Origin of the sequence: Coprococcus phoceensis (assembly GCF_900104635.1) — a bacterium.
Classification (GTDB): domain Bacteria; phylum Bacillota; class Clostridia; order Lachnospirales; family Lachnospiraceae; genus Faecalimonas; species Faecalimonas phoceensis.
In genome coordinates this window covers 637,581-660,390 of record NZ_FNWC01000007.1, presented here as the reverse complement: position 1 = coordinate 660,390, position 22,810 = coordinate 637,581, and the positions used below count along the sequence as shown (strand labels likewise).

At 37.2% G+C, this 22,810-nt stretch carries 19 protein-coding genes; all 19 read right to left on the bottom strand.

Annotation, left to right across the window (positions count from 1 at the left end; genetic code table 11):
• Window positions 1-585 precede the first annotated feature (585 nt).
• Complete coding sequence (locus BQ5364_RS06835; protein WP_071143898.1) at window positions 586-1,485, bottom strand: hypothetical protein; 900 nt, start codon at window positions 1,483-1,485, stop codon at window positions 586-588.
• 164 nt (window positions 1,486-1,649) lie between these two features.
• Window positions 1,650-4,277, bottom strand: coding sequence for a DUF3991 domain-containing protein (locus tag BQ5364_RS06830; RefSeq protein WP_004613522.1), 2,628 nt, complete (start codon window positions 4,275-4,277; stop codon window positions 1,650-1,652).
• 20 nt (window positions 4,278-4,297) lie between these two features.
• A complete protein-coding gene (locus tag BQ5364_RS06825; protein WP_235837132.1) occupies window positions 4,298-4,531 on the bottom strand; it encodes a hypothetical protein in 234 nt (77 codons plus the stop codon).
• A gap of 55 nt (window positions 4,532-4,586) precedes the next feature.
• Entirely contained in the window at window positions 4,587-4,889 is a 303-nt protein-coding gene (locus BQ5364_RS06820; protein WP_071144717.1) for a hypothetical protein, read from the bottom strand.
• A gap of 15 nt (window positions 4,890-4,904) precedes the next feature.
• On the bottom strand, window positions 4,905-5,960 hold the full coding sequence (locus tag BQ5364_RS06815) for a hypothetical protein (protein WP_071143896.1): 1,056 nt from the start codon (window positions 5,958-5,960) through the stop codon (window positions 4,905-4,907).
• Between the two features lie 38 nt (window positions 5,961-5,998).
• Window positions 5,999-6,793 (bottom strand): hypothetical protein, encoded by a 795-nt coding sequence (locus BQ5364_RS06810; protein WP_071143895.1) that lies wholly within the window; start codon window positions 6,791-6,793, stop codon window positions 5,999-6,001.
• Between the two features lie 4 nt (window positions 6,794-6,797).
• Window positions 6,798-7,076: a hypothetical protein gene (locus BQ5364_RS06805; protein WP_071143894.1), complete on the bottom strand. Its 279-nt coding sequence runs from the start codon at window positions 7,074-7,076 to the stop codon at window positions 6,798-6,800.
• Window positions 7,077-7,078: 2 nt separating this feature from the next.
• Window positions 7,079-7,627 (bottom strand): hypothetical protein, encoded by a 549-nt coding sequence (locus tag BQ5364_RS06800; RefSeq protein WP_071143893.1) that lies wholly within the window; start codon window positions 7,625-7,627, stop codon window positions 7,079-7,081.
• Window positions 7,624-8,688, bottom strand: coding sequence for a peptidoglycan DD-metalloendopeptidase family protein (locus tag BQ5364_RS06795; protein WP_071143892.1), 1,065 nt, complete (start codon window positions 8,686-8,688; stop codon window positions 7,624-7,626). The genes BQ5364_RS06800 and BQ5364_RS06795 overlap by 4 nt, the downstream gene beginning before the upstream one ends.
• 5 nt (window positions 8,689-8,693) lie before the next feature.
• Window positions 8,694-10,622, bottom strand: coding sequence for a putative type IV secretion/conjugal transfer ATPase (locus BQ5364_RS06790; RefSeq protein ID WP_004613530.1), 1,929 nt, complete (start codon window positions 10,620-10,622; stop codon window positions 8,694-8,696).
• Window positions 10,623-10,660: 38 nt separating this feature from the next.
• Window positions 10,661-11,221: a TraC-like domain-containing protein gene (locus BQ5364_RS06785; RefSeq protein ID WP_004613531.1), complete on the bottom strand. Its 561-nt coding sequence runs from the start codon at window positions 11,219-11,221 to the stop codon at window positions 10,661-10,663.
• Window positions 11,157-11,507 (bottom strand): DUF5592 family protein, encoded by a 351-nt coding sequence (locus BQ5364_RS06780; RefSeq protein WP_071143891.1) that lies wholly within the window; start codon window positions 11,505-11,507, stop codon window positions 11,157-11,159. The genes BQ5364_RS06785 and BQ5364_RS06780 overlap by 65 nt, the downstream gene beginning before the upstream one ends.
• Window positions 11,508-13,427: a pLS20_p028 family conjugation system transmembrane protein gene (locus BQ5364_RS06775; protein WP_071143890.1), complete on the bottom strand. Its 1,920-nt coding sequence runs from the start codon at window positions 13,425-13,427 to the stop codon at window positions 11,508-11,510.
• Between the two features lie 8 nt (window positions 13,428-13,435).
• On the bottom strand, window positions 13,436-15,682 hold the full coding sequence (locus tag BQ5364_RS06770) for a VirD4-like conjugal transfer protein, CD1115 family (protein ID WP_004613535.1): 2,247 nt from the start codon (window positions 15,680-15,682) through the stop codon (window positions 13,436-13,438).
• Between the two features lie 54 nt (window positions 15,683-15,736).
• A complete protein-coding gene (locus BQ5364_RS06765; RefSeq protein WP_004613536.1) occupies window positions 15,737-15,967 on the bottom strand; it encodes a hypothetical protein in 231 nt (76 codons plus the stop codon).
• Window positions 15,955-16,992 (bottom strand): hypothetical protein, encoded by a 1,038-nt coding sequence (locus BQ5364_RS06760; RefSeq protein ID WP_071143889.1) that lies wholly within the window; start codon window positions 16,990-16,992, stop codon window positions 15,955-15,957. The genes BQ5364_RS06765 and BQ5364_RS06760 overlap by 13 nt, the downstream gene beginning before the upstream one ends.
• Window positions 16,976-17,686: a hypothetical protein gene (locus tag BQ5364_RS06755; RefSeq protein WP_071143888.1), complete on the bottom strand. Its 711-nt coding sequence runs from the start codon at window positions 17,684-17,686 to the stop codon at window positions 16,976-16,978. Before BQ5364_RS06755 ends, BQ5364_RS06760 begins: the two co-directional genes overlap by 17 nt.
• Window positions 17,667-18,536, bottom strand: coding sequence for a class C sortase (locus tag BQ5364_RS06750; protein ID WP_071143887.1), 870 nt, complete (start codon window positions 18,534-18,536; stop codon window positions 17,667-17,669). The genes BQ5364_RS06755 and BQ5364_RS06750 overlap by 20 nt, the downstream gene beginning before the upstream one ends.
• A complete protein-coding gene (locus BQ5364_RS17745; protein WP_136017839.1) occupies window positions 18,505-22,749 on the bottom strand; it encodes a SpaA isopeptide-forming pilin-related protein in 4,245 nt (1,414 codons plus the stop codon). The genes BQ5364_RS06750 and BQ5364_RS17745 overlap by 32 nt, the downstream gene beginning before the upstream one ends.
• Window positions 22,750-22,810: the final 61 nt, after the last annotated feature.

Below are 22,810 nucleotides of genomic sequence, written 5' to 3'. Positions count from 1 at the left end.
TTCTTTGTTTTATCTTTAATATAATTATAATATATTTGTATTTAAAATTCATTCAAATCAATATCGATTGCACATATAATTTTTCTTTTTTGGGGAATATTCTTTTATTTTTTATATACGTTTCTTTTTTTGCCAATAATCTTTTCATCTCCACAACTTGCTTGAAAAGCTCCTGTATTATTTCGGAGCAAGTAATGTCAATTATGGATTTTATATAAATTAAGATTATAAATAAATATAGATTTACTCTGTACTAAAAAGTCTCTACAGCCCTCTATTTTCAAGGGTTTTCCTGTTTTGCACATGAAGTAAAATTGTAAATATTTCCCCCTTTTCCTCTTTGTATCTTGAAAAAACTTCTCAACGGATTCCTGAAATTTGAAATTCCTCTAAAAATCTACCGTGATATTTGAAAAATTTTCCTACAATGACTCAAAAAAAACAGCCTCCTTCTCGATGCTGCATTGTTTTCCAAAAGTTTTCTCTTTATTTTCTCTTTTATTTTCATTTCTGTATCATTTCTTTTACGCAAACTAAACCTAAACTTCACTGTTTTTGTTTCCAGTAAGTATAGGCTCTTTTATTCTATGCAATTCCAAGATCTTCTCTTAATAGCTTGTGGAATAAAGATGCTTTCAGTCTCCGCATCCATTTCCTTGGATTCATTACCCTATCATTAATGATTCGGAGCATTTTAGGGAAAAGATCCAATGGGTTTATAAAGCTCTCCCACAGACGTTTTCGATAATTCAAAAGCAACTGCAAGATATCTTTATACTCTTTTTGATCCGGTTGTTTGATTTTATTTCTTCTGCAAGCAACCTGTAGCAAATATTCATATGTTTGCTTATGTTCCGATTGTACTACCTTCTCTGAAAATTGTTTTCTCAGCGTAATCAGATACATTCCATCCTTGATCCCAACATAAAAATACAGCTTCAGCATTTTTAGATAACTCTGAAGTGTTCTTGCATTGATATCAAGAAGTCCTTTCTTTACACTTCCATCTTCTGCTACTGTATTTGCATATTTTTTGATGAAATTTTCACGCTTGATTCTGTACGTACGAAATTTACCTGCTTCATTAATATTAAGCAGATCCATGATTAATAATTTTTGAGCTGGTTTTAATTTTTTCCAATTTACATCATAAAAAAGTTTTTGGTTTGTCCGGATATACGGCACATTTCCAGCCTTATAGTCTCGATCTGTATAAGAAGTAAAATCATTTCCGCACAAAACAATATCATAATCCTTCTGTCCTTTTGTCACTTGGATGACACCCTTTTGGGCAAGGCTTTTTTTGCAGTCATAGAACGCCTGCACAGAAATATCCATTTTCTCACACATTTCTTTGTAATGTACACCAAAAGCTTCCCCACGTCCGTTCTGCAAGTGAGTAAGTGCTATGATAAAATCAATTTCATTTCCGGTAAGTTCTTTCTCAAATAGACTGTGAAAAACATCTAATTTTATCCTTTGCATGATTTTTCTTCTCCTTTCTCTCCATAGTTATTGACAACATCAACTTTTTATAGTATATATATATTAAATGTTTGGCATCAGTTTTTTTCAGTTATATTTTTCTGATGTGCTTATGTTTCTAAAAACGGAGTAGGCTTGCTGGCTTGGGCTCCGTTTTTTGTTTTCTACAATTCCATTCCCATCATGGGAGTTGGCGCTGCTACTTGTTGGTTTTTACTCATTTCCTGCTGTTGCAACTGATTGAGGTAATTGTCTGTCCGGGTTGCTTTTTGTTCCTGACTTTCTTCACTCCGTTTCAATTGTAATATGGGAAGTGTTTCATCTAATTCATAATGATTTTCTTTCAGGAATGCTTTTAACTGTTCTACCTGATCATCTAGGAGCAAATGCTCTTCTAAGGTATTGTCAAGTCTCATTCCAGTGCAAATGTAAAACTTATCTTCTTTTTTCCATACTGCTTCTTCCAGCTCTTCTTCTTTGTATTTAATGTTTGCCATCAATGTATTTTGATCTTCCCTAAATCCTTCTACTAGCAGTTGTTCTGTTGCTTCTTCAGGCTGTTTTACCGGCGCATTCTCCGCCTGTTCCTGCTTTGCTTTATCTACTTCCTGCTTTATTTCTTCTGATACCTGTTTTTTCTTTTCTGCAGGTTCTTCCAAACGTAACTCCCCTGATTTCACAAGTTTTTGACGCTCCAGCAATTCCCCATACGGAAGTTTCTTGTACATATTGGGAATCCGTTTTTCTACGTCCTGTGCAGCAAAAAACATTGTATTTTGCTTTGTAAGTGCAACCGGTATTAAGTTTCCCTCTGCATCCAATTCTACAAGACGATATTGATGTTTTCCATTTCGCACTCGGAATCCCTGTTCTTCTATTTGTTTTGTACTTTGAATTGCACAATAATGGATTTCCGGAAGTCCTTCTTTTTCTAAAAAAGAAAGTTCTGCCACTGGCTTAAATTTCTTGGCATAATTCGTTAATGCTTCATTCCAATCCTTTGCGTTTTCCGGTACATGACAATGAATCTGTTCTGTCAGCATCCCTTCTTTTTTTAGGAGTTCTTGTATATGCTGCATACTTTCCACTCCACTTACATCATGGTCTTCCGCCAAATGAATTTCTTGTTTTGGATGCTCTTTCAAAAGATTTAATATTGGTTCATATTTCCCTGTTCCTCCCAAAGGAAGATAGTCATATGCTTTCCAGTCTTTTCCCTGCGCTTCTAGAATAGTCATCACACTCATTGCATCAATGACGCTTTCTGTTATAATCAGTTTTTGAGATTGATTGTTAATGTAAAAGCCTTGTTTATAATCACATCCCTCTAGATCTCCAAGAAAACGTACATCCGAAAGAGTTCCTCTAAAAGAAGCAAAGTTCGGTTTTCCTTCTGAATCGTAAGCAACAAACACACAATTCCCATTTATATCCTGATACAACATTTTTCGATCTACAAAATCCTGCACAATCTCAGGTGTAATATATCTGCTCTTTGTCAAGTAGGCGTACACCCGCCTCATATTTTCTCCCCTCTCCGGTAAGATCAATTCCTGCTTCTCCAGTTGTTTCTCTTTTACCTGTTCTTTTGGTTTTGGCGTGTAATATTCCGGAATATAAACTCTTTCTGTCAGCTCTTTTAATGCTTCATACAAATCCCCATTATGTACAAATTCTGCCGCAAATCCTATAATAGAATCGCCTTTCCCGACTCCTGATTTCCCAGGCATTGAATTTCTCCAATAATAATTTTTTGTTGTATCAATCCGGACGCTATCATGCTGTGCGAGAGTATAATATCTTCCCTTTCTAATCAAGGTAAATCCATGGTCTCTTGCATAGTCTGTAATTTGTATCTGATTTTTAATTTCGGTTAGCAACTCTTCATCGCTGATCCTTGGTTTTCTCCTTTTCTGTTCAGCAGGTTTATCTCCAACGCTGGAAACAGAAACTGCTTTTTGCGGACTTTTTAAGTATACTTCCAGCGTCTCTTGTATTTCCGGTATTTTTTTTCGACATAGTTTATAAGTCTGATTTAAAACACTAAACAATGACTGTTCCGGATTTATCTCTTTAATCTCTTCCCAATAAGATGCAAGAATGTCTTTTTTCGTTTGTGTACTTACAATTCCCAAATGATTTTCCAACATCATTCCAAAGGCAGCTTCCTGAAACTTTGTTTCCGGATTTTTTTGCAAATATTCTAATTCAAAAATTTCATGGGTAATGTGATAAACTAATTCCGAAACTGCCTTTTCGCCTGTTTCTTTCAACAGCACCTCTTTCTGCACCGCAGAAAGCTGTTCTGCATAGGAAAGCAATCCCTTCACGATTCTTGGATACATCTGTTCTGAATACCCTATTTGATAAAAATTCTTTCGAGCAAGCACTGGACAGGTTGTCTGAACAATATCAAACACCGCTTTTACCCCGTCATGCTTTTGTTGAGTGATACTTTCTACCTCTCCTGCCTGATATCTGATTTTTTCTTCCTGAGATACTTGTTCAAGTGGCACAAGATTTCCATCTATTTTGAGCAGCGTTGCTTGATATGGCACATATACCTTGATCCCTTTTGCTCCCTTTTTTACTTGATATCCTGCATCATTCCAAGCAGAAAAACTTTGACAATAAACTGCCTGCGGATTTTCCCGATAGATAAGTAAATTATTCTTTAGGCTGTATCTATAGAACCGACTTCCAAATTCCAAAAAATCAGCGATTTGTGCCGGTTCTTTTTCCAATGCATCCAGCATCTCTACAATGTTTTGATCCATTTGTTTTTGCTGCATGTTCTCATCCCCTGTCTGTTCTAATTTGCATATATTTTTAAAATCTCTTTCTGCTCTGTTTCTTCTAATTGATTCAATGGTTTTAATAAAACACGTTCTGCAAGTGTTCCAATCGGCAACTCATTTTCTTCACACTTCACAAAATAGAGGCTTCCATTTTCATCTTTTACAATGGCTTTTCCTCGATAATATCCGATAGAAAGATATAACTCGTGAAGTACCTCAAAATTTTTTGGTTCTTTTTTATATTCCATTTTCATCGCTCCTTTTCTTATGCTGCATCTAGTCCATCTTGGCCGGATGCAGCTCTCATCCTCTAATTAAATTTTTTCCCTCTGCTAAAACACCACCAAGAACTTGTAATAGCTCTTGTCGAATTTCCGGATAAATCAAAGCTGTTAATCCAATCGCTGCAAGGATAAATAGTATAATCACTGCCACTATTCTGATACATTTGCCTATTGTTTTTACAAAGAACTTCCCCATATTATTTCGTTCTACAATTCGGACATTCTCATTTATTCCATATTTTTCTTGTAATTTCTTCTGTTTCTGATTTTCTTCCTGTTCTATCCGGATTTTTTTTACTAATGATTCCTTATACTTTGCCATCTTTTTTTCTCCCATCTAGGCTTTTTTCCAGCGAAAAAAGAAACTTCTTTTTTCTTTCTGTGGCTTTTCTTTTTCTTTCAGCGGAAATAATTTTTCAAAAGCCGGATTATGAACATATTCAAATTGATCCGGAGAATATACTGTAAAAAATGTCCGTTCTGCTTTATCTTCCATGAACTCCAGTACGTCTTTTTTCTCACGTTCAGAAACAAAATTAAAAACATACATCACATCCGAATAGTATTCATTTCTTAATATCGTTTCTGTTTCGTCCATTTCAGATGCAGCCGTTCCGCTTACAAAAATCCGGACATCTTTTTCTAAAAATGAGGTTTTATTAAAATCTGCGTTCATGTAAGCACCAAAATCATAGATATAATAGTCATATTCCTGTTTTAGTACTTCCGGAAGATTTTCCGGCTTATAAAACATGTCCACATTTTCAAACCTAACCTTTCCAATATTTGCATCATGTTCTTCTGCATAAAAACGTGATTCATGCTTTTGTACAAATCCCGTATCATTCACTTCTAAATAACACGCTTTATAGCCCTTTAACTGTAAGTATTTCACGAACTGGATTGCAAATGTCGTTGTTCCCATTCGCCGGCACACCCCGGCAATTCCTATTTTAATTCCGGTTTTTAATTCCTCCGGAACTTCAGTTTCTTCCTGATACAAGTTTGTTTCCGGTTCTTTATAATATCCATACAAGCACCGTTCTAATTCTTCTCTTGCCTCTGTTTGGCTTACAGCGAATATGTAATATAAAATTCCCTGATTTTGAAGCTCCTGTATGATTTTACTTTGTCTGTCATATCCCGGAGCATAAATAATCACTTGACAGTTTTTTGCAACTTCTATACGTTTGATTTCCTCTGCTACTTCTTTCGCCGAATCAACATACTGCTCAATGTCAAAAATCAGATATTCGCATTGTCTGCTTAAAATATCATTGAGATGATTTTTGATTGTAAGACTTCCCTGTAAGTATTCCAAGTTCATCCCTTTAATAGCTGCTGTTTCCTGTACAAAAAATCCTCGCTCCTGCGAACCTGCAAAAAGTATCATGTTTATCGCACCTCTCTTTCCCCAAAAAAGAAAAATAATTATTTTAAATCTGTAATCTGTTGCTGAATATTTTTTGTTCTCTGCATAATGGTTTCTATTTCTTTTTCTATCTCTGCAACCTGATTTTGATTAACAGCAATTTGATTTTGTGCTTTTAAAATCGTATCTTCTGCCTTTTTAGTTTCCTCCTCAGACGGATATACTGCTTCTTTTAAAGATGCAATCCGTTTTTCCAGTTTCTTGTTTTCTATTTCATAGGCTTTTATTTTCTTTTCTTTTTCTGCAATCTGCACATCATCATATGTAATCTGCGCCTGAAGACGTTCTTTTTTACAATCTTTTTCCGTTATCTTTGTTTGAACTTTTCCATGCTCTACTTCATTTATATTGGTATAAAATCTTGCCGTTTTATCCTCTTTTCCAACACGGAAAGAAATCTCTTTCCAAATCTTTGGTATTTCTTCGATTTGCAAAAGCACAAATTCCGAATCTTGATACAGCACTTTCATTTTCAATGTTCCGCTGTTCCGTTCAACCGCCTCAAACTCTAATTTTTTATCCAATACTTCCTTATTTTCTAACTCAATAATCACTTGCATCCGGTCTGCCTTTTCATCATATTTCCACTGTGTCAAGTAAATATCATATGTTTCGTATACAAGTTTCTGATAATACTGTGTTGCACTTTTAAGTGTTCCGCTATCCGGAAGCCATATCTTTGAAGTAAAGAAAATAAAATATCCCGCAACAATCACTATCAGAAATCCTACAAGTTTCCTGCTTTTCTTTCCGATCCGTTCTTCCCTTGCTTCTCTTATCTTTCCTGTCTTCAAGTAATTACCCCTCCTTCAGCACACGCTCCATAGCGCCGACTGGAATAAAATTTTCAGATACAACGACTGCTTTGATCTGCATTTGATTTGCATCTTCTAAACATCTTGTTATAAATCCATCTTTAGAGGTTTCTACCGGTTGAATGATTACGATCATGTCTGTATCTTTTCCTATTTCGTCCTGTATACAAATATATTCTTTATAGATATCTTTTGCCTTTGCTTTAAAGAACTCTTCTCTTCCCTCTTCGCAACATATATAAAGATTTTTAGGTGCTGTCATCCTTATTCCCTCCCGGTCCCATATTGTATTTCAAATCCAAATCTCATCTGACCTCTTTCCTGATAGGTATCACAGACTGTTTTTATCGTAAGTGTGTCGGATGTATCTGTTCGATAATCAATATCAAAATATAAGTTTCTTTCATATTCATTTATGATCTGTATCGTGTCCGGATGCAGATTTACCGTTGTAACTGTTTCAAACCCTTTTACATAGAGATACTGTTTTACTTCTTCTTGGAAACGCTTCCAGTCTTCTCCTTGTAACCATATGAATTTTTCCGGATACTCTTCATATCCCTTAAATTGTACTTCTACTTTTCTTTCTTCCTTTTTTTCTGACGGAAGATTGTCCTCCAGTTTATCCTGCATATTGGAAATTCGGTCTTCATTCCATTTATGGATCTTTGCTTCAGGAATAGGTTGTTTCTCTGAAACATGAAACTCTCCCCGTGGGTTCTTTACAGAATTTCGGTTGCCGCAAAAGTTTAATAAAAGCGCAGCCCCTACGAGTAATAAAAGTAATATGATTTTTGTCTTATTCTCTTTCATTCTCCATCTCCTTTTAAATATTTGTCTGGATTTACTGGAACTCCATTTTCTTCCACCTGAAAATGCAAATGATTTCCGGTAGACTGTCCAGTAGACCCGACCTCACCGATCTGTTGCCCTTTTTTTACCGTATCTCCTGTTTTTACAAGTAATTTGGAATGATGCATGTATTTTGTTGTCAATCCATTCCCATGATCGATCACTACCCAGTTCCCAGCACTGTCTGACCAGCCGGCAATGGTAACTATTCCATCTGCGGCTGCAAGGGTAGGTGTCCCTGCAGGAGCTGCATAGTCATTTCCTTTGTGTCCTCCGGTTTCAAATTCCCGGATTTCTCCAAAATAACTAGATTGATATGTCATTCCCGGACAAGGATGGGTAAACATTCCATTTCCAATTTCTCCCAAACCGTTTTCTAAGTCTGCCGAGGTCATATAATTGAACCGATAAAGATTTCTGCCTTTCATCACTGCGATCACCTTACTTACATATGCCGGATCAGTTGCATATCCTGACTTCCACAATGCTGTAATAAAACTATCTGCATCATAATGTCCGGTCACAGGATCTCTCTTACAAGCAATGACATTGTCTACATAAGGCTGTCTTGTGAATTTATTTCCCCAAGCAAGCATACAGTCTACATAATTTGCAAATGTTGAAAATTCCGCTGTAACTGTTCCCCATGCTTCTTCTGTCCGCATCACGACTGTTCCACTTTCTTTGTAACAATGTGCTTTCTGTCCAAGACAATTATAGTAAGGCGGATTTGCAAGTTCAGAGCCATCTGCCCCAGCCTCTAATATCATTTGTCCTAATACCACAGAAGCCGGATATCCTGTCTCATTCATCATGTCGATGGCAGCTTGTACCATCTCCACAGTAATCCATGCCGGAAGTCCATCTAAATCTGATTGTACAATCTGTTTGTTTGCTTCTTCGCCAGCAATTGCTCTTACAACTTCTTCAATTAAGGTGGAAACAAATATGATTCCTAAAATTCCAATTGCAAAAGATATACCTGATATCAGCAAGTATTTTTTTACTTTTTTCCTAAGCATTGTTTTTATACACCGCCTTTGAAAAGACGTTTATCCGCTTCAGATAAGTACACTTTAAATTCAATATTTTGATCTCCGGAGATACACAGAATGACTTCTCCACGCTGCAGCCTTGGAATCCTTTCTTTTTGCGAGTATGTAAGTACATTGTTAAATACCCGGTCAATGATTGGAAGCACATTACTGTCCTGATGAAAGATGAATTTATACTGTGCCAGTTCAAAAATGGTTTTTAGTTGTCTTTCTCCTTCTTTAGTACTTCCATCCGGAACATAATCTCGGATAGATTGTGTCGCAAGCCATAATCCGGTAAAATATTTCGGACCTTCTCTTAAGTAGATTCCCAAAAGCTCTAATGCAAACAGTTTTTGAGCATTTACCCAACGATGACTCTCATCGACAAGCAGCAACGTATGTGTGACATCTTCCAACGCAATTTTTCCACTCTCCCATAATGTTTTCATAATGCTTCCATTTGTAATCGATTCATCCCATGAAATACAAAGAATATTGAAGAGCTGCAGATCAAATATCGCAGAATCCATATCTTTTAATGCTGTCATATTGTAAGACACTACCTTGACATCCATCAAATTATTAATAGAGGTATAACCATCAAATAGATATCCATAGGTATCTACTAAAATACGAAGCTGATCCCTTACTCTATCCAAATTGATTAATTTCCGGTCAATCAAAACTTTTTCTTGTTCTGTATATGTTTTTGACAATATCTCAGAAATCATCTCATTTACTAACTCTAGCAATTCTCGATATCTTGGATAACTTTTTGCCGGAAGCCCTGTAATCTGTTTCTGTTGTTTCACATCTCTTGCATAAGGAATCAGGTCATATCTACCATACAGTGCTTCCACAGCTTCAATATATACATTAACTTCATCCGATTCTGCCTCCGGCTTTAAAAAGCGATAAGACTTTCTCAATTTTGATAAGTGTCTCGTATAACTGATATTTTCGTTGTCTCCTGCCTTAAAAATCTCAAGCAGATTAATAATCCCATCACTTCCATCCATGTTTAAAACTCTTCCGCCAAGTTCCGTTGCCAATGTAGAATATTCTCCGGTCACATCGATCACCCGGACAAAATCCTCTCTCAATGCTCTATCCTTCATTTGGAGTTTTAGAAGTGATGATTTTCCGAAGCGCATATTTCCCATTAGCACTGCAGATGCATTTACACGGATTGCATTTGTTGTAAATGCATCAAATGTTACATTTCCACCGCAAGCAGTTTCTCCTAAGAATGATCCCAATGGGTCTTCCAAGCTGCTAAAATGAAACGGATTTCCCGCCGCAATGAGCTGTGACTTCATTGGAAATCCTGAAAGTGTATGTGGTTCTTTCATCTGCTCCTCTGCACTTTGATAAACACTTTTCCATTCTTTTCTTGTTTCATTTAAAAACACTGCGGAGCGATAAGTGTCCCCTTCTAATGACTTGATTACTTTTGCCACAGAATTTTCTAGACTTTGCTTTGTCGATTCTGCCGCAAAAATACGTATGGCAACAGATTTAATCACTTCTCCCATCGCATTGATTTCATCATAAAGTGCTTTCATTTCACTTTCTCTAGCGGCTGCATCGTAAAAATCTTTATATTCTTTTGCAAACTTTTTTCTTGAGCCCTGCTCTTCAATCGAGCGATTCAAATTCTTTTTTACTTCATTTTGATCCTCATTATGGATACTGATTGTTACAATCGTATTTTCTTGATTGCACGGCTTCGTCAGCCAATAATCATCCAGCACTTCCGGGTAATCCCAAATATGTACACAAGCTTCATAGCCTGTCCCTGTTCTTGAATACGATTCATAATGTAACAGGTCGCCTGCCGGAGATATTTCTTGTAACAATTGTTCATCTTCAACGATCTCTATTTTCTCTTTTTCTTTTTTTCTCCATCTCTTCCACATGATTTTCTCTCCTACTAGGGGACAATTTTGTCCCCCTCCTAAAATATCCGTGAATTTTTATTTCCCAATTTCTTATAAATCTGTCTTTTTTTCTTTTCCGGGATTTCTTCCAGCATTTCCATTCCGGTTCTTCTTTCCTTTTCCTGAATAATTCCCAAAATGCTGTCAATCAACCTTATAGATTCTTTCCTCTCATTATCATCTACAAAGAAAACCTGAAGAAAAAATTGTTTTGTTACTGCGTGTTTTTCCCGGTATTCTAATTCCGCAAGTTTTCGCTTTAACATTTCATGGTACAGCGGATTTTTATTACTTCGTATGCGTTTTTCCCAATATTCTTGCTGTGTATGTGTGTTGCAGGGAAACATCATCGATATGATCTCCATGTCTAATCCATAGGTTTTTAAAAGTTTCGCCCACCGAAAACAATCCATTTCAATCTCATCTACATCTGAATTTACCAAATCTCTTGGAATGATCTGATACAGATTGACATAACTTCCATCCTCCTTTTGGAAACACTTCTTCTGCTTATCATATCTTCGTATTGGAATATCTTCCCTGATATCTGTAATCTCTTGTTCCTGTTTCTTCTTCATGTTTTTTCTCCTTCTTCCGAAAACCAATTACTTTTTTAGGTTTTAATAGGTATAATGCAAGCGCCTGATATGTCCGGCGTTTCGGATTTCCAAGTGCTGGAATCATCAAACAGATTCCGACTATTCCGGAAAAAATCAAATATGGAATCTCTAAAGACTTATGTACATTTTCTTGCAAGTTTAAGCAAAGAAAGATCCAAACTGATAAAAATACAAAATCCTGAAGATATAATTTCCAAATCACTTGTGTTTCCGATTTAATCTCTTTTGTAACCAAATACCTCATTTATCGTTTCTTTCTCCTTTCTGTTTCCGGAAAATCAGACTTTCCTCTTTCTTTTCTTTTTGGGGAGTTTTCTGCATATTTCCTCTGTTCCTGCATTGGTGTTCTCTCTCTCATTGCAGACGTACTTGCTCTATTTACATCTGCATGATTTGAACTCTTCCTACTGTCCGTTTTATTTTCCCATTTCTCAAACATATTTTTCGGCTCTTCATAAGCGAATGGCTGCTTCCTGCTCGTCTGTTGTGATTCAAATCCATTTGCCTGCTTCTGATCCGCCTCATGCATATCATTCACATTATTCTTCTCCGGCTTTTCTTCCTGATCAGAAAAAGGTTCTTTCGATGTCACTTCTCCTGCAGATGTTAAATTCTCTGTTGTCCCTTTCTCTTCCATTCCGGAAACCTGATCTGTCTCATGTTCTTCTTGCTCCATATTCTGATGTAACATTTCATCACTACTATCATCCTGCATCCGGAACTCTTCATTCATATTGTTCATTTGTTCTGATTGCATCTCATTTTCAACGCTTTGTGACATCTCATCAAAAGAATTTCCTTGCCGATTCTCCATCCCCTCAGCTCCCTTTAAACTTTCTTCCATCTGCTGATTACTGTTGGAATTTTGGTTATGAGTACCGTTCTGTTCCATTGACTGTTCCATGTTTTTAAAGCTATCTCCTGCACTTCCACCAGTTCCACTGCCTTGGCTTGTTGCCTGCATATTTTTCATCGCATCTCTTTGCTCTTTCATCATGTGGAACTGTCTCGCCTGTTGGACAGTTTGTCCTGCGCCACGTATCATATGATATGCGGCAATCAATTTACCTGTCATGCTGCTTAAGCCAGCATCTACACCTGTTAATTTTTCTATGATATTCGCTCCATCAATGACACACCAAGCAATAAACAAAATGATGATTCCCCTTGCCAATCCGTTAATTTCTGTCTTGGAATTGAGATATTCCACAAAAAGAAAATAAGATTTCAAACTAATTACCGTAAAGCAGAGTGCAAAATAACTGTCACGAATACTCTCCAATATTTTTACCACTTTTCTTTCAGAAGAAAGGTTCGCAGCATATAAACTGACTAGAATACGACTTACAAAAATTTCATAAATGACTCGTGTGTTCTTATACGCAAGGCAGACATAAATCAAAATTGCTGCAGCCGCAGTTAAATAATATGTACCATAGTGAAACGTGTACCGGTAATAGTAGGTATTTCCAAAGTCTGTCCATGCGACTCCATCTTTTGCATCTATCAGTCCATATTCTCCATTTCCTATAGACATCAACCGTTTCTTTAAAATGCTTTCTGCATTTTTAGATAAGCCATCTGTCCCCGGATCAAGCACCTCGCCAATATTAATGTAATCTACATCTGTTTTACTCAAAGATGTCCCTTGTGGGATTTTCCCTTTACTATTCAAGTTTTCTAAACCAATTTGAGAATCAATATAATAAAGATCATACAAATTGGTACGGATTAATTCCGTTCCATTGACTGTACTTCCGCCGGATAATGCAGCATCTTTAAAAGCGATGGAAAATCGGTTTAATTCTGTAAAAATGGTTGTTGATGCCGACATTACTACTGCCAAAATCAAAACACTGTTAAGCACATTATGCTTTTTGTTCTTCCCAAACATATACATAAACCCAAGAATGACAAGAGAAGCCATCATAATTGCCTGTATCAGTGGTTTGTATTCACTCAGGTAGTTTTCTAACACCGACCATCTTGTAATATCAATCAGACCAAACGTATAATTGTACAGCGTAATACAACAATCAAGTAACAGAGAAAAACCCTTTACCAACAGCCAGCCAACCGTTCTCACTGCGGTAAGAATGATATCATTCGTACGGAAAAAATCAGAATTTAGTTTTAAAAATTCTATAATCTGTGCTTCTGACATAATGCCTCCTATCCTGCTTTTCCTGCTTTTTGTAGCGTTTCCAAAAAGAGTGTTTTCTGTATCTCCGGAAGCTCCATCCGGTTTAGACAATCTGCAAATTCTGCAATTGTCATTTCTCTTCCAATTCCATATTTTTCCTCCATATCTTTTCCAAACACATTATGGAGCAATGGTTCTAATTCTTCATAAGCAGGGAAATCAGACAATCTTTGAACTTTGTTTCCGTCTGTTTCTCGAAACATCTGAAAACTCTTTGCTATATCCCATACCCTTTCTTCCAGTCTGATCCCCACCCGGCTTTCTTTGCAGACATCCATAAAGTTCACATCGTTTGGATGTGGGTAGGTTTCTTTTGGAAAATATTCATATGCATACCAAAAATATCTTCCATTCTCTACAGAGTTAAAAATCGGTCTTGGTTTAATCTTGTTTCCTTTTAAATCTCTTCTTTTGGATCTCCGGAAGATAACACTCTCTCCTTCTTGAAGTTCCATAAGTTCGTTATAATTTAATAATGGTCGCTCATCAATCGATTCCGTATAATATTTGTGAAACGACAGCTTGCTTCCTGCTCTCTGCACGTTTACAATTGATTTGCTACCAATCATATTAGAAAAACTTTTTGACGTATCCTCAGAGTTTGTCTGTAAGTAGAAGTGATTTCCACAATTCCCTTTGATTGTCTCTGCTATCTGTTTTCCGTAAATATCTTCCAATTGTTCGTAATTCTGCAGATATAAATCAAATGAAATATTTTGTCCCAACCCCATAGTTGTCATCGTTTTCATCAACTCAATCTCCGGCATATTACCAGCTTCATCTATAATAACTTTTACCTGTCGGTCGCATTTTCCCTTTCCGTCATCGCACATTTTTCCAAGTACATAATACATCTGCCTTATAAAAATAGTTGGCAATTTGTAAAGCGAGCTATCATAGGATGGTGTTGCAAGAAATACCGCAATCGGACGTTCCCCAAATCCAAGTTCTTCCATATCTAAACTGCTCTCTGCCGTCATCATTGCGACATTCCGAAGCGTAAAGATATCTAATTCTCTTAACATTTCTGAAAAAACTCCTGATTTTGTTTTTCCCGGAGCAACTTTCACGCCTAAAAACTTCATTCTTGCCCGATCATCCACTGGACGTTCTTCAAAATAAACATCCAAAAGTGTACGAGCTCCAGTTTTATCAACAGGCTTTTCCACTAACTTCCCAAAATTTATTAAAATGCTGTAAAAATTAATAGTCTTTTCATTATCATTTCGATAATGAAATGGATGTTTTTTCTTTACTTCTTCGGTCAGATAAGACCATATTTCATACCGTTTCTGATTTTCTTCTTCATCTGCACGGAATGCATCTATGATACTTGCAAGTATCATCGCACTGCATAAAGCGGCGGCTGCACTGACAAAATACACCATATCGCCTTTTGCTCCATCCACATTAAAAAAGGAATGTGTCAAAGAATTTACAACCTGTTCTGCCATATCATAATCTTTCTGTTTATAGAACTTTACCGCAACAGAAAGTAAATTAAATCCCATAGAGTATTTCGGATTCGATGCATTTAACAGATACACTCCATACCCTCGTTTTTCCAATACTGGAGCAAATACTTTATAATGTTCCAACTTGGGGTCATTTATAATCAAGCTTGGTTGAAATTCAGCTCTTGAATAACTCTCGATACTGGACTTTACAAGTGTTTCCCCTTTTCCGGAACGTGTGATTCCAAGAATCAGGTTATTTACAACCGAATCATCTATATAAAATGTCTCCCCGATTCTCGAAATTAAGATACCCGGATTTCCCGGATAAGGAGTTTCAAGCGGCTCAATTGCCTTATATTGCTGCTTAATCTCATCTTCGTTTGTAAACCGAGAGACACCTTTTTGTCCTACATTAAAATGTGTTTCCGACCAGGATAACTTGATTCGGATAACCAAAACGGCATCCAATATTACCAAGCCTATCAACACTATCCCTACTTCCTGCATGGTTACTTCCGATAAATTCGGAATCATATGTACAAGGGAAAATATCCCTTCTAAATCCTGTCCCAGTAAAATAGCTGGCAACTGTTTCAATAAATGAATCAGATATGTTCCACCTAATATTACAAATAGATCTAACACAATCATCATTACAGTAAGTACATAATTATTTGACAAGAAGTATTCCAATTTCATTGTCCGCCCCTTATCTTTTAGGGGATTGACCAATTCATTTTTCCACTTATTTTTTCTCATATCTTTCCTATTTCTTGTTAGGGGACAAATTTGTCCCCCTTTCTTTGTCTGTTTCTAAAATCCAAAACTAGCCACAATATCTGCAGTTATACCTGAAGCCGTATAAATTAGTGCCGCTCCAAGAAGTAAACCCATTATATGTTCTTTTGCCCAATCCGTAAATTTTCTTCCCGGCACTGCAAGTGCAAATCCAATGAGAACAAGTCCTGCATATATTGCTACTGAGCCTAGCGAAACTACGTTATTGGAGAAAAAATCCTTAATCATTATTCCTAATTGCTGCATTCTTTTGTTTCTCCTTCCTTTTTCTTTTTGGCAAGTATCATTAAAATTGCTATGATTAAAGCTACACCTATCAAAATTCCAACTCCTGCAAGTATGTAAGGCAATTGGTTAGCAGCTCTTTGATAAAGTCCAGTAGCCTCTATCGTGTAAGTGATATCTGTTTTGCTTTCTACTTCCTGTTCTCCCTCATACAACGCTGTTTGTATAACATGCGGTGTGTTCATTTCTCCGATATATTCGGCACGATAAACAGGCACAAGTTTCTGTATATCAGCTTGAGCATTTCGACATACGACTCCATTTTCATTTGTATAAGAATCAGATGTATAGTATGTGTTTTTGATTTTTCCATTTGAACCATCCAGCCCAACTGATGCAAGAAGCTCTTTTTCATATCCTTTCAGGGGAGCACCTGCTCCTCTGTCATTCGGAAATACAATTCCCTGCCATTGAATTGCATTCCGGTCATATCCTTGGAATTTGATATCAATTGTGGAATCTACCCATTTCGTGTGTGTCATATGCACACGATTCAGAGTGCATTCTACAGTTTCTTCCATTCCTGTTTTTTCATTTTTTGCAGAAACCGTTTTTGTCTTAGGAACATTATTTTCAGAAACAACATATTCATATTCTGTATAACTTTCTACCCCTTGACGATACGCTTCTGCTTCTTCTTCTTTCACTTCTTTTAACTGATATACAACTTCATCTTTTTTTATTTCTTTTGGAAACTCAAAGGTTGTTCCTTTTAGAATTGCTCCTGATTGCTGTTCTAACATCACCTTCTTTTTTTCGATTTCCGGAGTTTCCTCCACAATCTCATAAGAAATCCCTTTGAGTTCATATTTCTTTCCATTTTTTTGGATTTCTTTATCCATTAGTTTTTGTTCATTTTTATTCTCAGTTGTATATGTCATTACATTTTCGTAGTAATCTGAAGCTTGTACTGGAAGTTGCATTTGTGAAAAAAGTAGACATATACTCATTGCACTTACTGCCAATATTTTATTTTTCATCTTCATCTTTTTTCACCTGCTCTCTTTTGTCGAGATAAATAATAGTAATTGTCAAACCGGCTGCAGCAATTAAAAAGATTGTGCTGAGAACTAAACGTACAGTTACTTTGTCTCCTGTCTTTACTCCTCCATCATTTCCATCCGGGGTATTTGTTATAATTTCTCCCGGTGGAACTGGTGTGTGCTTTGGAATCACTTTCACATCGTACATCATCGTTCCCTCTTCTTCTCCCCATGTAGGAATCGCAATCAGAAGCGGTGTGATGTCATCGTATCGTGTGTCATTTGATGCATATAGAAGATACACACCGACATTCAAATCTTTTATGATGGCTTTTCCATTCACGTCTGTCGTACAGTTTCCATCCGAAGTTTTGTAAGCACTCAATTCGATAGCTGCTTCTTCTAGCTGTATTGCTGTATCAATTGCATTTAAGTCTATCCCGCTTTCTTGGTAGGTATCCAGTAATTCATATTCTCCATCTACAACATCCGCTACCTTTGCATATTCAAAAATGACACCTTCTTTTGTTGTTCCAACTCCGCCGTCCGTTAATTCTATTTCAATACTTCCCTGCTCCTGTGAAATGTTTTCTAAATCATCCGGCAAAGCAATGTTTTCATTTGCATGTGCCGGAAAACTAAACAATAATGTTGTAAGAATCAAAGGAAGCCATTTCTTAATTTTTTTGTTTTTCACTGTCTTTCCCCCATTTCTTTTTAGCTACCACACTTCCGATTCCTATCGCTAAGTATAAGAATGGAAGTGCTGTAAAGACCAGCTCCCGGAAAGACATGCTTCCCGGTACAATTTCTTGTTCTTGTTTCTCTGTATAAGGAATCCGTTCGCCTGTGACTACCAGTCGTTTGGTATTTAGTCCATATGGCGTACATGTGATTAGAGATACCAAATCTTTTTCTGCCTGTATCCCCAATCCTTCTACATCCTCCGGATGAATGATATCAATTTCCGATACCTGATACGCTAACTTTTCGCCACAGACTGTTACGAAAAATAAGTCTCCTGTTTCCATTTCATCTAGCCTTGTGAAAAGCTTGGCGTTTGGAAGTCCTCTGTGTCCGGTTAGGAGACAATGTGTGTTTTCTCCCCCTACCGGAAGGCTGCTTTCCGGTAGATGTCCTACTCCATTTACTAAAACTTCCTCTTCTACCCCGTGATAGATTGGAAGATTCACATTGATTTTCGGAATAGAAATAGTTCCCATCATTCCGGTACCGGATAAGTTAAGCTGTTCCTGATAGCTTTCTTCTCCTAAAATTCCTTGTTCCATATTACCAACGATAATTCCATTGGCTTGCCATAGCATTTCATTGTATCGTATTGCTTCTTTTTTTGCTTCCTGCACTTTTGCATCACTCGTTTGGTTCATTTCGCCTTGATAGGTCTTTATCACACTCTGTTGATAGTTTTGATCCATCACGCTTGCAATTAACGGGTATGCACAAAGAAGTAATCCTGCGATAAATAAAATGGTTCTTATTCTTTTTTTCTTAGACTTATTCGTTTTCCTTTTTGCTGTGTTTTCCATATACAAATGCTCCTGCCACAAGTGCTGTTCCTGCCACAAGCATAATCAATGCCACAGATGATCCTGTAATTGGAAGTTTCTTTCCTACTGCATTAATAACAGTCAAGTTGGAAGAACCCTCTTCCACATCGGTTGTAAGGTCTACATCCGTTTCTTTATATGCTCCATTCAAGAACTCTTTAATATGTGCTGTTGTTTCTAGGTCCTGCAGCGTTTTATCCGTTGCTCCGTCCCCTTTTATATAATCATTTCTGTCATCTGTGAAAGTTGCTTTCAGATTTAACACGATTGGATCAAGCAATGGACGGTAGCCTGTCGGTGCTTTTGTTTCTTTCAAATAATATGTACCGCTGTCTAATCCATAGATGATGAACGTTCCCTCTGCGTTAGACACCATTTCCACTGCGTCTGCCGGCTGCTCTCCACCTGTATGATCTGTTCCTCCTACGCTGTCACGATTGATTACGTTGTATCCGTTTTCTGTTTTCTTTACATATACTTCATGTTTGAGTTCCGGATCGGAATACAAACGGAATTTTGCTCCTTCCAATTTCAGATCGTGATCATTTGTTTTTAAAACATTAATCTTATATGTGAAGCAGACAACCGTATCCCATGGTGTGTATCCGGTATCCCCAGCTCCATCTCCATCCGGATTGTTAGAAAATTCCAACCGAACATCATTTTCAAATCCCGGACGTCCTGTGTCCTCTGCAGCCTTATCATTTAAAGTTGCATTGTACCGTAAAACTACTTTTTGTCCATATACATTTTCGTCCAAAGCGTTCTTTTGGTCGAACTCACGATCCACGATTGCTTTAATATCCTGAACTTCTACTTTGAACGTTTCTCCATTTCCCGGATTTGTAATCACTTGAAATTCTTCTTTTGCAAGCTCATACATTTTATCTTCTGTCTGAATCTGAATTGTCACAGAATCCGGATCAAATGTTAAGGCTTCATCCATGATGTCATGCCATGCATAATAATATGTATCGTATCCGTTGATGTTTGGAATATTGGATTCAAATTTATAAGGTACTGTCTGTCCGATTTCATAATCTCCAATGTCGTTCCATCCGTCATTTCCGATTTCATCTTTGTTATCATCTTCCTGAATTTTCTTAATGACTGTCGGATAATCTGATTTGATGTTTACGTCTGCATCCGGATTCGCTGTATTTACGATACACATTGATGCTGCGGAATGAGTTCCTCCTACCTCGCTTACTTCATCTACGATGTAGTAGCCATATTCCAAGCCACTGATTTCAATGGAATTGTCTTCTTTGGTTTCCGTTGCAAGCACTACATCTGCAGCAACCTGATTTTTCACAATCTGATCTCTGAGCTCTTCTACAAAGTAGCGGAACTCACTGTAAGAACCTTCTACATTCTGTTCTGTCTGCGAGCCTTCCACTTGATTGTTATTCAAAGACTGAATGTAATCGATCACTTCATACTCTGTCACTTTCGCAGCGTCTTTTCCAAGTTTTTCTCCGACAACTGTTTTTAGCGAATCCTCATATGGCTCGTTGAATGTATAATTGATAGATTCTCCACCTACTGCGTTTTCAGCATCAAACAACTGATACACGTTGAATTTCTTTCCTGCTAAAGTCTGTCCTTCATTTCCTTGGATTGTAATACTCGCATCTCCACGTCCGAAATCTGCTACTCCATTCGGTGTATTCACAGTCGTACGTGTTTCTGCAGCTTGTACCTGCAGTGAACCGATGGAACTTGTTACTCCTCCCATTGCAACGATTGTCGACATTGCAAGTGCCATAAACATTTTTAAAGTTTTTTTCTTCATTGTCCTTCTCCTCTCTAATGTGTATCTAAACAACAAAATAATCCCAAGAATAAGCGCTGCCATCATCAAAAGCAATGTGGTATTGGATCCAGTGTTCGGAAGTTTCATACCAATATTATTTATGATAGTCATTTCTGCTACTCGGTCTGCTTTTGTACCGGTAACGGTAAACATGCCTTCCGAATCACTTGTGAACGCTTCTCCATTTACATAAAAGATAAATTCATCTTTTACCGGAGTGCTTTCTGTATAGACTTCATATGTCACTAGATTTCCATTTTCATCCAAAGGTAATCTGTATCCTGCCGGTGCTTTTGTCTCCTGCAGATAATACTTTTGTCCAACTTTTAGCTCATTAAAATTCAAAATTCCTTGATCGTCAGTAATTCCTTTTGTAACTTCTTGTGTACAATCCTGATCCGAGAATAATGTGAACTCAGCTCCTGCGAGAAGCTTGTCCTTATTGTTCAGCTTGTGAATTTTCAAACTGAATGGAGCAAGTAAATCTTCAACTGTTAAAGAAATATTTCCCTGAGCTGTCACTTCAAATTTGATATTTCCAAGTGTTGGATCAGTTGTAGAAGTCAATGTAACTTTGTTATCCTCTGCCACATCAAACTCAATAATGTTCTCATTCACTACATATCCATCCATGACTTCAAGCTCCGTAATCGCATGGTGTCCATGCTGCAGGGCTTTAAAAGTCAACGCTCCATTTTCATCTGTAGTTAATGTTTCCTTTGTACCATCCGGTTTCGTATGTTCAAATTTCGCTCCCGGAATTGGAATGTCAGTTCCTTCCTGTTCTTTTTTCAAATCGAGTTTGAAAATGTTTTCCGGAATGGTCGGTTTATTATAAGTGTTTACATTTTCTGTTGCTCCTGACGGTGTAATCTGCCTTACAAACACTTCCGGATTCAATAAATAACCTTCCGGTGCTTTTGTTTCTTGAATGGTAATCGTCCCTATTGGTATTGCCGGATGACCTGTAGAAGATAAATATAATTCACTTCCTGTTACTAAATAATTTTTTGAATAAGAAGTATATCCATCTTTATCCGTTTGAAATACCCATGTACGAGACGGAGTCTTTCCTAACGTAGCTGGGTCTTTATTTGCTTCCCATAATCCTGCATAGTATTTCACAGTAAATTGTGCTCCCTGTAGCGTTGCACTTCCCTGTGGTTTATTTTGATTGGTTTCTGCATCCACTTTTCCAAGTAAAATACCAACCGGATCCATCTGCGGTAAATCTGCAAAAGAAACGGATGCTGTTCCACCTGCCGGAATATACACCGATTTTGTCTCCGGATTCAATGCATAGCCTTTCGGAGCTACTATTTCTTTCACATAATAAGTTCCTGCATTAAGTTTTAGTGTATTGGAATTACCATTCGCATCTGTTGTAAGTGTCCCTACTCTTGATGCTCCTGAAAGTGATGAGCTACTATACACACCAAACTGAGCTCCTGCTAACGAGTAACAGCTATTCCCATTCGTTAAGCTTGGGTTCGCAGATACTTTTTTTAAAGTTACGTTTCCTTGTTTCGGTGCTGGTGGTATATATCCTAAAAATGCTACATCCTGATAATTGTCAGGAGTAATATCTGCAATATAAGCACGATAGCCCCAAGCAATCGGATCGGTCTTACCACTTAGAGAGGCAATATAACTTCTTGCTCTTCCTTTATTGTTACAGCTATCATTTTGATATCCAACTGCAAACGTGGCATTATCCATGTCATATCCTAAGTTTCCACCTGTATAACCAGGACCTCCCGGTGAGTAATATAGAATTTTTCTCACAATTGGATCATTCCATTCCTGAACCGGCCCATATTTGGTTTGATCATTGCCCCAAAATGATTTCTTATTCTGAGCACAATATCCGTAACTGTTAGCACCAGAAATTTCAAAATATCCATTTCCTGCACCGCTTACTCTTTTTCGTTGCGTAACACCTACGGTTTGTCCTGGCGTAAATCCACGCTCTACCAAAGTGCGATCATCTTCTTCATATGGCTTTGCTTGATTAAACTGACTCTTTTCCAAGATTTTTTCCATATCTTTTCGGGTTGCCATTTCTACCAAGATATTTAAATCCGGATCGGTAATATCTCCGTCTTGACCAATCCCATTTTCAAATCGATACTCTGGTGTCAGATATGACTTTTCGTCCAAATAAGCTTCCAGTCCAAGCCTTTTCGCTGTTTCTTTTCGATATACCACTGCTTCTTCTGCCATATCTTCGCCATTAAGATACATTTCTATGATTTTCTCATATTTGTTTTCTTCATTTTCTCTGATTCCTTGTGCTTGAACTGTTGAAGAAAACAAAACGCAGATAAGCACGAACGCTAAGATTTGTTTTAATTTTTTCACTGTCTTTCCTCCCATCTCACTCAAAAATGGTAATAAAAAAATAGAGCATCTTCTGTTGATACTCTACTTTCACGTT

Coding starts and splice junctions, on each gene's coding strand:
- BQ5364_RS06835 (WP_071143898.1), bottom strand. CDS start 1,485: ATGCAAAGGATAAAATTAGATGTTTTTCACAGTCTATTTGAGAAAGAA.
- BQ5364_RS06830 (WP_004613522.1), bottom strand. CDS start 4,277: ATGCAGCAAAAACAAATGGATCAAAACATTGTAGAGATGCTGGATGCA.
- BQ5364_RS06825 (WP_235837132.1), bottom strand. CDS start 4,531: ATGGAATATAAAAAAGAACCAAAAAATTTTGAGGTACTTCACGAGTTA.
- BQ5364_RS06820 (WP_071144717.1), bottom strand. CDS start 4,889: ATGGCAAAGTATAAGGAATCATTAGTAAAAAAAATCCGGATAGAACAG.
- BQ5364_RS06815 (WP_071143896.1), bottom strand. CDS start 5,960: ATGATACTTTTTGCAGGTTCGCAGGAGCGAGGATTTTTTGTACAGGAA.
- BQ5364_RS06805 (WP_071143894.1), bottom strand. CDS start 7,076: ATGACAGCACCTAAAAATCTTTATATATGTTGCGAAGAGGGAAGAGAA.
- BQ5364_RS06800 (WP_071143893.1), bottom strand. CDS start 7,627: ATGAAAGAGAATAAGACAAAAATCATATTACTTTTATTACTCGTAGGG.
- BQ5364_RS06795 (WP_071143892.1), bottom strand. CDS start 8,688: ATGCTTAGGAAAAAAGTAAAAAAATACTTGCTGATATCAGGTATATCT.
- BQ5364_RS06790 (WP_004613530.1), bottom strand. CDS start 10,622: ATGTGGAAGAGATGGAGAAAAAAAGAAAAAGAGAAAATAGAGATCGTT.
- BQ5364_RS06785 (WP_004613531.1), bottom strand. CDS start 11,221: ATGAAGAAGAAACAGGAACAAGAGATTACAGATATCAGGGAAGATATT.
- BQ5364_RS06780 (WP_071143891.1), bottom strand. CDS start 11,507: ATGAGGTATTTGGTTACAAAAGAGATTAAATCGGAAACACAAGTGATT.
- BQ5364_RS06775 (WP_071143890.1), bottom strand. CDS start 13,427: ATGTCAGAAGCACAGATTATAGAATTTTTAAAACTAAATTCTGATTTT.
- BQ5364_RS06770 (WP_004613535.1), bottom strand. CDS start 15,682: ATGAGAAAAAATAAGTGGAAAAATGAATTGGTCAATCCCCTAAAAGAT.
- BQ5364_RS06765 (WP_004613536.1), bottom strand. CDS start 15,967: ATGCAGCAATTAGGAATAATGATTAAGGATTTTTTCTCCAATAACGTA.
- BQ5364_RS06760 (WP_071143889.1), bottom strand. CDS start 16,992: ATGAAGATGAAAAATAAAATATTGGCAGTAAGTGCAATGAGTATATGT.
- BQ5364_RS06750 (WP_071143887.1), bottom strand. CDS start 18,536: ATGGAAAACACAGCAAAAAGGAAAACGAATAAGTCTAAGAAAAAAAGA.
- BQ5364_RS17745 (WP_136017839.1), bottom strand. CDS start 22,749: ATGGGAGGAAAGACAGTGAAAAAATTAAAACAAATCTTAGCGTTCGTG.